The organism is Rossellomorea sp. QJM3NY_18, from assembly GCF_056173145.1.
In genome coordinates, this window is the sequence record NZ_CM149659.1 from 3624060 (window position 1) to 3636687 (window position 12628).

Annotated in this window: 17 protein-coding genes and 1 riboswitch; all 17 genes read right to left on the minus strand. The window is 42.5% G+C overall.

Going from position 1 to position 12628, the window contains the following annotated elements; genetic code table 11:
- Positions 1 to 17 precede the first annotated feature (17 nt).
- The 17 genes from sufU to AC0VXY_RS18880 all read right to left on the minus strand — a co-directional run bounded on the left by sufU (position 18) and on the right by AC0VXY_RS18880 (position 12538).
- Positions 18 to 458, minus strand: coding sequence for a Fe-S cluster assembly sulfur transfer protein SufU (sufU, locus tag AC0VXY_RS18800; RefSeq protein WP_034763670.1), 441 nt, complete (start codon positions 456 to 458; stop codon positions 18 to 20).
- The gene (locus tag AC0VXY_RS18805; RefSeq protein ID WP_435989387.1) at positions 448 to 1677 is read right to left on the minus strand and encodes a cysteine desulfurase; all 1230 of its coding nucleotides are present in this window, start codon (positions 1675 to 1677) and stop codon (positions 448 to 450) included. The genes sufU and AC0VXY_RS18805 overlap by 11 nt, the downstream gene beginning before the upstream one ends.
- Positions 1677 to 2987, minus strand: a complete 1311-nt coding sequence (gene sufD / locus AC0VXY_RS18810) for a Fe-S cluster assembly protein SufD (protein ID WP_435989386.1) — start codon at positions 2985 to 2987, stop codon at positions 1677 to 1679. Before sufD ends, AC0VXY_RS18805 begins: the two co-directional genes overlap by 1 nt.
- A 17-nt stretch (positions 2988 to 3004) precedes the next feature.
- Complete coding sequence (sufC, locus tag AC0VXY_RS18815; RefSeq protein ID WP_060673045.1) at positions 3005 to 3790, minus strand: Fe-S cluster assembly ATPase SufC; 786 nt, start codon at positions 3788 to 3790, stop codon at positions 3005 to 3007.
- Between the two features lie 476 nt (positions 3791 to 4266).
- Positions 4267 to 4425: a YuzK family famiily protein gene (locus tag AC0VXY_RS18820; protein ID WP_475526150.1), complete on the minus strand. Its 159-nt coding sequence runs from the start codon at positions 4423 to 4425 to the stop codon at positions 4267 to 4269.
- Between the two features lie 325 nt (positions 4426 to 4750).
- Positions 4751 to 5116 carry a carboxymuconolactone decarboxylase family protein gene (locus AC0VXY_RS18825; protein ID WP_435989383.1) on the minus strand — a complete coding sequence of 122 codons (366 nt, stop codon included), beginning with the start codon at positions 5114 to 5116 and terminating at the stop codon, positions 4751 to 4753.
- A gap of 381 nt (positions 5117 to 5497) precedes the next feature.
- Entirely contained in the window at positions 5498 to 6322 is an 825-nt protein-coding gene (locus tag AC0VXY_RS18830) for a MetQ/NlpA family ABC transporter substrate-binding protein (protein ID WP_475526151.1), read from the minus strand.
- Between the two features lie 15 nt (positions 6323 to 6337).
- A complete protein-coding gene (locus AC0VXY_RS18835; RefSeq protein ID WP_475526153.1) occupies positions 6338 to 7006 on the minus strand; it encodes a methionine ABC transporter permease in 669 nt (222 codons plus the stop codon).
- Positions 7003 to 8025 carry a methionine ABC transporter ATP-binding protein gene (locus AC0VXY_RS18840; protein ID WP_475526154.1) on the minus strand — a complete coding sequence of 341 codons (1023 nt, stop codon included), beginning with the start codon at positions 8023 to 8025 and terminating at the stop codon, positions 7003 to 7005. The genes AC0VXY_RS18835 and AC0VXY_RS18840 overlap by 4 nt, the downstream gene beginning before the upstream one ends.
- Positions 8026 to 8171: 146 nt before the next feature.
- A riboswitch (SAM riboswitch) is annotated at positions 8172 to 8278 on the minus strand.
- Positions 8279 to 8389: 111 nt separating this feature from the next.
- Positions 8390 to 8740, minus strand: coding sequence for an SCP2 sterol-binding domain-containing protein (locus AC0VXY_RS18845; protein WP_435989378.1), 351 nt, complete (start codon positions 8738 to 8740; stop codon positions 8390 to 8392).
- A 527-nt stretch (positions 8741 to 9267) separates the two neighbouring features.
- On the minus strand, positions 9268 to 9582 hold the full coding sequence (locus tag AC0VXY_RS18850; protein WP_435994378.1) for a thioredoxin family protein: 315 nt from the start codon (positions 9580 to 9582) through the stop codon (positions 9268 to 9270).
- Between the two features lie 5 nt (positions 9583 to 9587).
- Positions 9588 to 9947, minus strand: a complete 360-nt coding sequence (locus AC0VXY_RS18855) for a toprim domain-containing protein (protein WP_475526155.1) — start codon at positions 9945 to 9947, stop codon at positions 9588 to 9590.
- Between the two features lie 176 nt (positions 9948 to 10123).
- On the minus strand, positions 10124 to 10360 hold the full coding sequence (locus AC0VXY_RS18860; protein WP_475526156.1) for a YusG family protein: 237 nt from the start codon (positions 10358 to 10360) through the stop codon (positions 10124 to 10126).
- A 93-nt stretch (positions 10361 to 10453) separates the two neighbouring features.
- Positions 10454 to 10837 (minus strand): glycine cleavage system protein GcvH, encoded by a 384-nt coding sequence (gene gcvH / locus AC0VXY_RS18865; RefSeq protein WP_034764028.1) that lies wholly within the window; start codon positions 10835 to 10837, stop codon positions 10454 to 10456.
- 117 nt (positions 10838 to 10954) lie between these two features.
- Positions 10955 to 11311 carry an arsenate reductase family protein gene (locus AC0VXY_RS18870; protein WP_475527904.1) on the minus strand — a complete coding sequence of 119 codons (357 nt, stop codon included), beginning with the start codon at positions 11309 to 11311 and terminating at the stop codon, positions 10955 to 10957.
- A 113-nt stretch (positions 11312 to 11424) separates the two neighbouring features.
- The gene (locus AC0VXY_RS18875; protein ID WP_435989375.1) at positions 11425 to 11727 is read right to left on the minus strand and encodes an ArsR/SmtB family transcription factor; all 303 of its coding nucleotides are present in this window, start codon (positions 11725 to 11727) and stop codon (positions 11425 to 11427) included.
- Positions 11728 to 11758: 31 nt separating this feature from the next.
- Positions 11759 to 12538 carry an SDR family NAD(P)-dependent oxidoreductase gene (locus tag AC0VXY_RS18880; protein WP_475526157.1) on the minus strand — a complete coding sequence of 260 codons (780 nt, stop codon included), beginning with the start codon at positions 12536 to 12538 and terminating at the stop codon, positions 11759 to 11761.
- Between the last annotated feature and the right edge of the window lie 90 nt (positions 12539 to 12628).

Here is a 12628-nt window from a genome sequence, read left to right on the forward strand (position 1 = left end):
TAGAGTCGGAGAAGAGCTTATTCCTGCTCTTCTTCCTGCACTCCTTTTTCCATCGCTTTCCAGGCTAGTGTCGCACATTTGATACGTGCCGGAAATTTCGCGACTCCTTGTAATGCTTCTATATCTCCTAAATCCACATCGTCGTCATAATCATTGCCCTGCATCATATCAGAGAAGATCTTGGAGAGCTTGAGTGCCTTCTCGATCTCTTTTCCCTTGACCGCCTGTGTCATCATGGACGCAGAAGCCATGGAGATGGAACAACCTTCTCCGTCGAACTTCGCATCCTGAACGACACCATCTTCAACCTTTAACGTAAGGTGAATACGGTCTCCACATGTAGGGTTATTCATATCGATGGTAAAGCTTCCATCCTCTAAAGAACCTTTATTACGTGGATTTTTATAATGATCCATGATGACTTGTCGATATAACTGATCTAAATTATTAAAAGACATCGCTGAAAAACTCCTTTGTCTTCACCAGGCCGGCAACAAGTTTATCAATATCTTCTTCTGTGTTGTAAAGATAGAAGCTGGCACGTGCCGTTGCGGATACGTTCAACCACTTCATCAACGGTTGTGCACAGTGATGACCAGCGCGAACGGCAATCCCTTCAGCATCAAGTACGGTTGCCACATCATGCGGATGAACATCATCAATGTTAAACGTAACAAGACCTGCCCGTTTTCCGGGATCACTTGGTCCGAAAATTTTCATGCCTTCGACTTCATTCATTTTCTCCAATGCATAAGCCGCAAGCTTATGTTCATGTTCTTCAATGTTATGAAGTCCTACTTCTTCAAGGAAATCAATCGCAGCTCCAAGTCCAATGGCACCTGCAATGATCGGTGTACCACCTTCAAACTTCCACGGTAGCTCTTTCCAAGTGGATTCCTGAAGTCCGACAAAGTCGATCATTTCTCCACCGAATTCTACCGGTTCCATTTTGTTCAGGTGTTTTTTCTTACCGTAAAGGACTCCGATCCCTGTAGGACCTACCATCTTATGACCTGAAAAGGCAAAGAAATCACAGTCAAGATCTTGCACGTCGACTTTCATATGTGGAGCAGCCTGTGCTCCGTCAACGACCATGACTGCTCCATTTTCATGAGCAACCCTGGTGATTTCTTTAATTGGATTCATTGTACCAAGCACGTTTGAAACCATCATGATGGAAACAATTTTCGTTTGTGATGTCACAGTCGCTCGTACATCTTCAATCGTAATCGTGCCATCTTCCTGAAGAGGAACATATTTTAATGCAGCTCCGGTTTCTTTGGCTAACTGCTGCCAAGGAATGATATTGCTGTGATGCTCCATGTGAGTGATCACAATTTCATCCCCCTCGGTTAGGTTGGCGCGACCGTAGCTTGCTGCAACGGTATTGATTGCAGTTGTCGTACCACGGGTAAAAATTACTTCTTGAGTCGAGGAAGCGTTGATGAAATTGCGGACCTTTTCACGGGCACCTTCATAACCATCTGTCGCTCTCGTCCCAAGGGTGTGGACTCCCCGGTGAACATTTGAATTATATCCACGATAATAATCGTTCACTGCTTCTATGACGGAAACAGGCTTTTGAGAGGTTGCGGCACTATCAAGATAAACGAGTGGATGGCCATTTACTTCCTGGTCGAGAATCGGAAATTGTTTGCGAATCTCTTTTACATCCATTAGTTTACTTTCCTTTCAATTACCTCAACCAGCTGTTTCTTGACTCCTTCGATCGGTAATTGTTTTACCACTGGAGCCAGGAAGCCGTGAATCACAAGACGTTCAGCTTCATGCTGAGGAATCCCGCGGCTCATCAAATAGTAAAGTTGAAGTGGATCCACTCGCCCTACTGAAGCAGCGTGTCCTGCCGTTACGTCATCTTCATCAATGAGAAGGATCGGGTTTGCATCCCCTCGTGCTTTTTCGCTAAGCATCAATACGCGTGATTCCTGCTCGGCGTTTGATTTGGAAGCACCATGTTCAATCTTACCGATACCGTTGAAGATAGAAGATGATTCGTCCTTCATGACGCCATGCTTAAGGATGTATCCTTCAGAATTTTTACCGTAGTGAACAACCTTTGTCGTAAAGTTCTGTTTCTGTTTCCCGCGTCCAACGACTACGGTTTTCGTATCGCCATAAGAGCCATCGCCCATAAGGTTCGTGACGTTTTCAGAAACGGTGTCCCCATCGTTCATCAATCCCAGTGCCCACTCGATGCGTGCATCTCTTGCAGCTATTCCACGACGGTTTACGTAAGTCGTGATTCCGCTTGAGAGGTTATCCACTGCACCGTATGCCACTTTCGCATTATCCTTCGCCAACACTTCCGTTACGATGTTATAGACACCATCTTCCACATCTGTGGTGGAAATATAGTTTTCAACATATGTCACAGAACTGTTATCCTCAGCTACCACCAATACATGGTTGAACATAGCAACTTCAGCATTGTCGTGGACGTATACCGCTTGAATCGGTTGAGAAAGTTCAACGTTCTTCGGAATATACAGGAAGACCCCGCCGTTCATCAATGCAGCATGAAGGGCTGTAAGCTTATGCTCATCCGTTTTCACGCCCTCAGTCATGAAATACTTCTGTACCAGCTCACTGTGCTCTTTTACAGCTGTAAAAATATCCGTAAAAATAACACCGTTGTCTTTTAATTCGTTTGAAAGAGAAAGAAAAGCTGGCGTATTATTTCGTTGAATATAAAGGCTTTGATCCTTGCTTTCTAAATCAACTAATGCTTTCACTTCATCTGGCAGCTCACTCAAAGATGAAAACGTATCACTATTCACTGTGTGCTTTTGGAATTGAGTAAAATTCCAATTTGTGATTTTCGTTTTATCAGCAACTGGAAGGCTTAGATCCTTTACTTTACCAAAGGCATCTGTACGAAGGGTTGTTAACCAATCCGGCTCTCCAAGTTGTTTTGAGTAGGAGCTGACATAGTCTTGATCTACTGGTAGTTTCGTTTCTACAGTCATTTTCATCCCCCTAACACTTACGCTTCTTGGCCGACAGTTTCGTCTTTGATTCCCAGCTCTTCTTTAATCCAGTCATATCCTTCTGCTTCAAGGCGCTGTGCTAATTCTTCGCCGCCTGATTTTACAATGCGTCCCTGCATCATTACGTGAACGTGATCAGGTGTGATGTAGTTAAGAAGGCGCTGATAGTGAGTGATGATCAAGCAGCCGAAATCTTCCCCACGCATTTTGTTGATTCCTTTTGAAACAACTTTAAGCGCATCGATATCAAGACCTGAATCGATCTCGTCAAGGATAGCGATCTTAGGTTGGATCATCATTAGTTGAAGGATCTCGTTGCGTTTCTTCTCTCCGCCTGAGAATCCTTCGTTCAGGTAACGTTGAGCCATATCCGGATCCATTTCCAAGTATTCCATTTCAGAATCCATCTTGCGGATGAATTTCATAAGAGAAATTTCTTCTCCTTCTTCGCGACGGCTGTTGATCGCTGAACGTAAGAAGTCAGCGTTCGTTACTCCATTGATTTCACTTGGGTACTGCATTGCAAGGAATAGACCTACGCGAGCGCGCTCATCCACTTCCATTTCAAGGACATCTTCTCCGTCGAACGTGATGCTTCCTTTTGTCACTTCATACTTTGGATGACCCATGATAGCAGAAGATAAAGTTGACTTACCCGTACCATTCGGTCCCATTACCGCGTGGATTTCTCCACCTTTAATTTCAAGGTTAACCCCTTTCAGGATTTCCTTTCCTTCAATCTCAACATGAAGATCTTTAATTGTTAAAGTAGAACCTGCCATGTATATTTACCTCCGTGACTTTATAATGAATTTAAGAATATAATTCTTTAATCATTCTCAATTTATTCTCATTACAATCTTATAACAAATAAAAGCTATTATCAACTTTTTCAAGTTGTCAGTTCATGTTAGCCGAACGATAGAAACCCTTTCTATTGTTCGCCAAAATGTGTGGGAAAATGTAGGGTGTCGATGACCTGTTTTCCTAAGGCAGACTATGTGAGAAATTTTGCTTTTCATATAGCGAGTGATTTGATTTCCGCTGCAGGTGCTCGCTTTCCTCGGGGCGTGAGTTGAGCCTCCTCGGGCAAAGCCCTGCGGGGTCTCAACTTTCCCGCTTTTCCCGCAGGAGTCGAGCACCTTCCGCTCCAATCAATTTTCAAAGCCTGTGCTTCCTACAATGGCCATAAATTTAATTTCTAATAAATAAAAAACCAGTGCATCGTCTATACACTGGTTTCCTTTTTTCTTCCTTATTATATATTAGCGTGCACCCTGCGATCAAGGGCCGCAATCATTCTCCGGCTTTCTTTGTAATCCTGCTCTCTTTTCTTCTCTACTTGCATTCTGACATCATGCTTTCGTTTGTACACCTCATAACCTATTCCATGGGCTCCATGCATTGCCTTCTCCATTTCACTTGTGTACGAGATACTCTCAAGAGAGTCGATAATGAATCATTCCTTTCAGGTTTTTAATTACTTTACAACTATACTACCCCCTCGTTCACAAGACAAAACCGGTATTTCATCATTTTTTCTGAAATTCATCCGTCAGCCTGATTCCCGGGGGCTACCTTTAAGTTTTCACAAAATTCCGCCGTTATACTTCCAAATAATAGTCCACCGGTGAAATATTATTAGTTTGGATGTATATTTATTACTGCTGGAGGTCCGCATATTTATGATTTTCGTAAACGTATCCATAAAAAAAGAGAAGGATCTCTCCCTCTCGATGCACTCATTGCTTTAATTGATTCAAATCCTGAATCGACTGTTGTACTAATGTTACGGCCTGACTCATGACTGCGCCTCCACCGAATGCAGCTGTTACACCGATGGTTTCAAGGATCTCTTCTTCAGAACATCCTTGATCGAGGCATCCTTTTGTATGATAGATGATACAATATTCATCCTGGGAATAGAGACTGATTCCCAGTGCTATCAACTGTTTTTCTTTTTTGGAAAGGATCCCTTCCCTGAAGCAGTGCTCTGTGAACGTATTATATTGCTCAGCAAGCTCAGGCATTTTCTCAGTGAAGATTCCAAGTCCCATTTTATAATCATGAAGGGCAGCTTCGGTTGTATTTCTAGGTTCCATCTGCATATCATTCCAACTCCATTTCGAAAATAGATTCATCGGAAATAGTATGAGCCAATTTGGAAATGAATATGTTAAAAAGTTACCGATACCACTTGATGAAAGAAAGCGACTGGGACAAGAGTGTTTTGTTAAAAGAAAATCCGAACGATCTTTCGAAATTCTTTTTTAAATCGAAGTCGTTCGGATTTATTATTTAGCTGTATACGTAAATATAAATACTTTTGAATGTAGTGAGTAGTGGTTGATTTCCGCTCCAGGTGCTCGCTTTCCGCCCGAGGAAAGCGAAGTCTTGCACGGAAATCAATAGCGGTGTAACAAGTAGTCCCCACTATGTTCGTCTTTAGAGGAAATGGATTAGAATATGTCCCAGCCTCTTTCCTATTGTTATTCGGTTACGGGTACAACGGCTCCATCCCATTCTTCTTTGATGAAGTCCTGGATTTCTTTTGAGCGCAGGGCTTTGACCAGTTCTTTTATTTCTTTTTTGTTTTCGTCGCCTTTATTCACAGCTATTACGTTCACATACGGGGAGTTGCTGTCTTCGATGGCGATGGAGTCCTCCAGGGGTTTCAAGCCTGCATCTATGGCATAGTTGGAGTTGATCACAACTGCGTCCCCTTCTTCATTTTCATACATTTGCGGAAGGAGGGCCGCTTCATACTCATAATCGAATTTCAGTTTTTTTGGATTTTCTTTGATATCTTCCAGCTGAGCCTGTGTATTTTCAACGCCGTCCTTTAACGTAATCAGACCCTTTTTCTCTAATAATGTAAGGATGCGGCCATGATCGGATACGGAATTACTCATCAAGATCGTGGCACCTTCAGGAAGGTCCTCAAGAGATTTATACTTTTTGGAATACACGCCGATCGGCTCAATATGAATACCGCCTGCATTGACGAAATCATATTCATTCTCTTTCATCTGCAAGTCCATGTAAGGTACGGTTTGGAAATAGTTCGCATCCAAATCACCATTATCCAAGTCTTTATTTGGAAGGATATAGTCCTGATACGTTTCAATTTGCAAGTCGATTCCCTTATCTTCCAGAATCGGTTTCACTTTTTCTAGGATTTCTGCATGGGGAACATTTGAAGCTCCTACCACTAACTCCTTCACGTCTCCGCTTCCAGATCCGGAATCACTCCCGCATGCTGCCAATCCAAAGATACTTGTTGCTGCTACCATTCCTGCTAACCATTTTTTCATCTGTTTTCTCTCCTCTTATCGTTTGTCTAATTTATTTGTGAAGTAGTCTCCAATAAGTTGTATTGCAAATACAACGAGTAAAATCATGATGGTTGCGGCAAGGGTTACATCCTCCCTGCTCCGTTGAAACCCATCCAGGTAAGCGAGGTTTCCCAATCCCCCTGCACCGATGACACCCGCCATTGCCGTGTACCCCACCAGGGCGATGGCTGTTACCGTGATACCTGAGATCAAGGCCGGAAGAGATTCAGGAATAAGCACTTTCCATATTATTGTGCTTGTTTTCGCTCCCATTGCTTTCGCTGCTTCGATGACACCTTTGTTCACTTCTCTTAATGCGATTTCAACCATGCGTGCGTAAAACGGTGCTGCTCCGATGATCAGGGCGGGAAGGGCCGCGTTCGCCCCACGGATGGTATCCAATAAGAATTTTGTAAATGGAATCAGTAATACAATCAGGATAATGAACGGAATCGAACGGAATACATTGACCACTGCACTGGTCACGGTATAAGTAAGCTTGTTTTCCCATAAATTTTCCTTGGATGTAAGAAATAACAGGATTCCAAGAATCAGTCCTACTACGAAGGTAATCAGGACTGACATCCCCGTCATATAAAGGGTTTCAACAGTCGCTTCCCACATCTTCTCCCAGTCCACATTCGGAAATAAATTTTCTATCATCCTCGGATCACCTCCACTTTGACCATCTGTTTCTCAGCGAAGGCAAAGGCTGCCTGAATCGTCTCTTCGTTTCCATCAAGGTGGACGAATAGCGTACCATAAGCCCCTTTTTGCGTTTGGGAAATCTGTCCTTGAAGGATATTGACATCCAGGTCGAATCTTCGGATCAAGCTGGTAATGAGCGGTTGCTCAGTCGATTCACCAACGAAGGTGAATTTCAGTACTTTTCCTTTAGGATACTGAGCTAAGAGGTGATTGATCGTTTCCCCTGTTTCTTCCACTTGAGATACTTCTCTCACAAATCGCTTCGTCACCTGCTCTTTGGGATTTCTGAACACCTCAAGAACATCCCCAAGCTCTACCACCTTCCCTTGTTCCATGACCGCCACACGATGGCAGATTTTTTTGATCACATGCATTTCATGGGTGATCAGGACGATGGTCAGGCCTAAACGTTTATTAATATCCACCAATAAATCAAGGATGGAATCGGTTGTTTGCGGATCTAAAGCAGAGGTGGCTTCGTCACAAAGCAGGACGTTGGGATTATTTGCAAGGGACCTCGCAATACCGACCCTCTGCTTCTGTCCACCGCTCAACTGGGACGGATAGGCGTCCCCTCTTCCATCTAATCCAACCAGCTCCAATAATTCGTTGGCTCTTCTCATTCTCTCTTTCTTGGAAACTCCAGCGATTTCTAAAGGAAACTGGATATTTTCAAGTACCGTGCGTGACCACAGGAGATTGAAATGCTGAAAAATCATCCCTATTGACTGCCTCGCCTGCCGAAGATGTTTTCCTTTCACTTGGGAAACGATCTGCCCATTCACATTCACGGTTCCAGTTGTGGGAACTTCAAGTCCATTGAGCATCCGGATCAACGTACTCTTACCTGCCCCACTATAGCCAATCACTCCAAAAATTTCTCCTTGGGCAATGTCGATGTTGACGCCATCAACGGCTGAAATAGGTCCTGATTTTGATTGAAAGATTTTTTTCACATTTGAAATAGTAATCATGCTGTCTCCACCTTCTTTCCGAGTAAAACGACATTTTTAATTAGAATTAAAATTACGCTTGCCATTCACACAGCCTTTACGCAAACAATAAAAAATGCCTTCCTGCGATAAGCAGAAAGGCATAATCATATATAGGACTATCCTTTCTCTCATCTTTCAAAGCAAAAGCTTTGAGTGAATTGGCACCATTTCAATTTTCATTGACGGTTGCCGGGCTTCATAGGGCACGTCCCTCCACCTCTCTAAATAAGAGTAAAGTATCAATTTATTTAATTTTTTGAATTGTTAAAGACTCTGAAAATTTGCTACATGGAAGATTCTATCATCGAAAATAGAAGTGTGTCAATTCTTTTTTCTCTTTTTTTCATACTTGAACCGGTTCCTTGACCCTGGACCTCGTCAGCCACAGGACAGACTCTACAAATAACAGCTGACGGTATCCTCCTCTGACTTTCAGGATGTCGTTTTCGATCAGTTGAGACAATCGTTCTTCTCCTGAAAGTAGGGATAGCATGTCCTTCTCTTTTCCCTCAATGACAAAATGGGATTCCCCACTACCATCAGTCAATACAGCACAACCTCCGCTTGAAATGGATATCCCGTATAGGTCCTTTTCACAATGAAATTGAAGAATAAATGGGCTGTCTGGAAACAAGAGTCTTAAGTGATACCTAGAATGACACTGATCTACTAATTCCTCTAAATATATTCGCATGAATACACCCTCCCAGTGAAACTTCTATATAGTATCAATTCCACTTTTAGGTATTTTTCCCTTTTAGACATTCTCGACATGTTTTGAATGAGTGTATCTTATTTGTCGAACAGTAAGAATTTGGGTGATGACCAGTCAAAAAGTGAGCGGATTCGAAACATTTCCCAAGAAATATGTCCTCGTTTGTAGAAAGAAAATGACTGCTTTCGTAAACTTTTCTGTTTTTATCAGCATCGTGCTGATTGATTTCCGCTCCAGTTGCTCGCTTTCCTCGGGGCGTGAGTTGAGCCTCCTCGGGCTTCGCCCTGCGGGGTCTCAACTTTCCCGCTATTCCCGAAGGAGTCGACCATCTTCCGCTCCAATCAACACTATTCATGTACTTCTAAAATTAGATAAATATGCGACAGTTCGTTATAATATCATTTTTTTATGTGGAGAGGGCAATTTCATCCAATTTCTAAAGCAGATGAAGAGAAGAAGTGCAGACAAAATAAAAAGACCTTATCTAAAAAGGTCTCTTATCCCCACTAGCTGTTTTGGATTTTGTTGATGGTTTCGTATAGGAATGGTACGGATTGAAAGGCATAGATTCTCTCCATTTCCTGTCCATCTTTAAATAAGAGAAGGCAGGGGACGCTTTCTATGGATTGTTCTTCGGCGAATTGGGGCAGATAGTTCAGGTTCGCCTTCACAAAATGAAATGACTGGGGGAGTTTCTCGACCACTTCCAACATTTTACCCGCGACCTGACATGTACCACACATCGGTGTATATAGATAAACGGCTACAAACGTATGGTATTCGATCGATTGGTTTAATTCTTCTGTCTGGCTTACCTCCAACAAAACTAAATCATCCTTTTTCCTAGATATTCTTTATGCACATCGATATTCGCACCTATGAGAATGGATGCAAGATGATATTCCGGGGCTGCGGCCACTTCCTTATACATCCGGTCGATATAAAGGTGTCCCACTTCAGGGAATTCACGCTTAAACTGTTTACGTAATTTTTCCCCCGCATCATCCGCATCGACGAGGATGTACACATCCCTTTCAAACAGCTCATCGATGAGTTCGTCCATTTTTGTAATACTGATCGTTCCATTCGTGCAAATAATTTGAATCGGTTCTTTGATTATATCTCTTACTTTCCGCTTGTCGGTAGTACCTTCGACAATGATTACTTTTTCGTCAAGTTCCATCATGATCATCACCTTATCTTTCAGAAATAAGATTAGGATAGTATATTCAGATAACAAGAGATGATGTCCACTTTCTACTTATATTTTCTCATGTTTACAAAAAATAGTGCAAGTGGTTTGTTTCATTGCTTATAGAAATGGTGCCAGATCCATACACGAATCCGGCACCGCGGTCATCCTTAACACCATCCACCTTCGTCACAATCCGTGTACCTTGCATCATGGCCTTCGGTGGAAGTATAGTTCTGATAAATTTTATTTTCTTTTGCTTCGAAGTTCGGTTCCATTGTCAGTCCATCAAGGGGCAGGGACATTTTGCCGATTGACTGATCATCGAGAAATAATTCGACTTCACCATTTTTAAGTCTGCCTGTCACCCTGCTTGTGACATCTAATTTCTTTGGTTCAAGTACCATACGTATTCATCCTTTCTTTTTACGCATACCCATATAATGCCCAAAAAGAAAAACAAAACACCTTGAGAAATCCTCAAGGTGTCCGGGTGGAAATTATCCTTCATTAATCATTTTATCATACTCTTCAGCTGTCATCAGCTTGTCTACTTCTCCAGCATCTGTTGGTTCCACAACGACCATCCATGCTTTTTCATAAGGTGATTCGTTCACGAATTCAGGGCTGTCGGACAGCTCTTCATTCACTTCGACAACCTTACCGGAAACAGGTGCGTATAGCTCAGAAACGGTCTTTACCGATTCAACACTGCCGAAAGGCTCGTCCGCTTTGATTTCATCTCCAACTTCAGGTAACTCGACGAATACGATATCGCCCAGCTCAGATTGTGCAAATGATGTGATTCCTACGCGTACATTTTCCCCTTCAACTTTGACCCACTCGTGTTCTTCTGAATAACGAAGTTCTTTCGGTGTACTCATTTTCTATCCCTCCAAATGCTAGTTATACAACCTAATATTGACACACTTTTCATCGAAAAAGCAAGAAAACTCAGTGTGAATGATGAAACTTTTTCATCGGAAATCACTTACCCATTTTTACTTCCAGGTTTCCTCGAACATTTCTTCTTTAAAACCTACGGTCACCTTGCTTCCATCCGTTGTGATCGGACGTTTAATCAGCATCCCGTCTGAGGAAAGGATTTCTAATAATTCATCATCAGAAGCTGAATTCACTTTATTTTTCAAGCCAAGTTCGCGATACTTTTTGCCACTTGTATTGAAAAACTTCTTTAGAGGGTATCCGCTCTTTTCATACAGATTTTCAAGCTCCATTTTTGACGGGGGATTTTCTACAATATGTATTTCATCTATGGAAAGACCATGGTCCTCCAGCCACTTTTTTGCTTTCTTGCATGTACCGCAATTTGGATAAGAATAAAAAGTCAATGACATCATTGCACCACCTTTCCTGGTAGGTACCGGATAGGGTATGTTTCCCATCCGGTCACCGTGAATCTATTTCTTACATTCGACAATATCCGTTAGTATCCTTCTTTTCCGGAACATTACTCACATTGTTTTTCAACGGTTTTAACCAATTCTTTGAGGAGGACGGTTGCGTTGTCCAGCTCAAGAGAATAGAAACGTTGTGTTCCTTTTTGCTCCAGTGATACTAGCTGCTGATCTCTCAGGATCTTTAGGTGATGGGAAACAGCAGGTCTGGATAATGTCAGATTTTCAGTTATCTGATTGACCGTAAGAGGTTCTTGTTCGGCAAGAAGTAAAATTATGTCCTGACGATAAGGATCACTCAGCGCTTGAAATAATGGAATACAAGCACGGAATGTATCGATTGCTTTTTGACCCATAGCCTTCTCCCTTCCACTCATTCACATTCAATTATACCCGTTCCTGTACCTTCCGAACAATATTCGTGACCATTTTACGCGGCATGAATCGAATCGCCTGAGTCAGTATCCGGTTTTTCATACCTGGGACGATCACTACCTTGTCCTTTGTCATCATTTGGTTATATCCTTCTTCCACGACATCTTCCACACTCATCACACCCGACTGGAAGAGCTTAGAGGACTGAAGTTCAGCCGCATCACTGAATCCTGTTTTGGTGGCACCGGGGCAAAGAGCCGTCACTTTGACCCCATGTTTGGCCCACTCATTGGCCAAAGCTTCCGAGAAAGACAGGACATACGCTTTTGTTGCATAGTAAACGGCCATCAATGGTCCGGGTTGAAATGCTGCTGTTGAGGCAACATTTAATATACGGCCATTCTTCCTGCTCACCATTTCCTTCCCAATATACTTGCTCAGCTCTGTCAGGGCCGTGATATTCACTTGGATCATATCCAGCTCTTTGGAAAGTTCCGTTTCCTCAAACTCCCCGAATAAACCGAACCCGGCATTATTGATGAGAATATCGACTCTGATTCCTTGTGCTTTGATTTCACCGTAAAGCTTCTTTGAGGCTTGTGGTTTCGAAAGATCAGAAATAAACACGTGCGCTTTCACCCCGTATTTATTCATGATTTCTTGTGATAAAGCCAGCAGCTTTTCCTCACTTCTGGCTACTAAAATCACATCATGTCCAGAGCCAGCAAACTTATGGCAGAAATTCAGGCCGATACCACTTGAAGCACCAGTTATTAAAACAGTCTTATTCATCTATCCTTACCACCTTTCCTTATATGTTTAAACGATTAAACATTTAAACATATAATAATCCACAGTACGATTGATGTCAAGTTGTAAATC

Excerpts from the sequence above, each read along its gene's own strand:
- sufU (WP_034763670.1), bottom strand. The coding sequence starts at position 458 with ATGTCTTTTAATAATTTAGATCAGTTATATCGACAAGTCATCATGGAT.
- AC0VXY_RS18805 (WP_435989387.1), bottom strand. The coding sequence starts at position 1,677 with ATGGATGTAAAAGAGATTCGCAAACAATTTCCGATTCTCGACCAGGAA.
- sufD (WP_435989386.1), bottom strand. The coding sequence starts at position 2,987 with ATGACTGTAGAAACGAAACTACCAGTAGATCAAGACTATGTCAGCTCC.
- sufC (WP_060673045.1), bottom strand. The coding sequence starts at position 3,790 with ATGGCAGGTTCTACTTTAACAATTAAAGATCTTCATGTTGAGATTGAA.
- AC0VXY_RS18820 (WP_475526150.1), bottom strand. The coding sequence starts at position 4,425 with ATGGAGAAGGCAATGCATGGAGCCCATGGAATAGGTTATGAGGTGTAC.
- AC0VXY_RS18825 (WP_435989383.1), bottom strand. The coding sequence starts at position 5,116 with ATGCAGATGGAACCTAGAAATACAACCGAAGCTGCCCTTCATGATTAT.
- AC0VXY_RS18830 (WP_475526151.1), bottom strand. The coding sequence starts at position 6,322 with ATGAAAAAATGGTTAGCAGGAATGGTAGCAGCAACAAGTATCTTTGGA.
- AC0VXY_RS18835 (WP_475526153.1), bottom strand. The coding sequence starts at position 7,006 with ATGATAGAAAATTTATTTCCGAATGTGGACTGGGAGAAGATGTGGGAA.
- AC0VXY_RS18840 (WP_475526154.1), bottom strand. The coding sequence starts at position 8,025 with ATGATTACTATTTCAAATGTGAAAAAAATCTTTCAATCAAAATCAGGA.
- AC0VXY_RS18845 (WP_435989378.1), bottom strand. The coding sequence starts at position 8,740 with ATGCGAATATATTTAGAGGAATTAGTAGATCAGTGTCATTCTAGGTAT.
- AC0VXY_RS18855 (WP_475526155.1), bottom strand. The coding sequence starts at position 9,947 with ATGATGGAACTTGACGAAAAAGTAATCATTGTCGAAGGTACTACCGAC.
- AC0VXY_RS18860 (WP_475526156.1), bottom strand. The coding sequence starts at position 10,360 with ATGGTACTTGAACCAAAGAAATTAGATGTCACAAGCAGGGTGACAGGC.
- gcvH (WP_034764028.1), bottom strand. The coding sequence starts at position 10,837 with ATGAGTACACCGAAAGAACTTCGTTATTCAGAAGAACACGAGTGGGTC.
- AC0VXY_RS18870 (WP_475527904.1), bottom strand. The coding sequence starts at position 11,311 with ATGTCATTGACTTTTTATTCTTATCCAAATTGCGGTACATGCAAGAAA.
- AC0VXY_RS18875 (WP_435989375.1), bottom strand. The coding sequence starts at position 11,727 with ATGGGTCAAAAAGCAATCGATACATTCCGTGCTTGTATTCCATTATTT.
- AC0VXY_RS18880 (WP_475526157.1), bottom strand. The coding sequence starts at position 12,538 with ATGAATAAGACTGTTTTAATAACTGGTGCTTCAAGTGGTATCGGCCTG.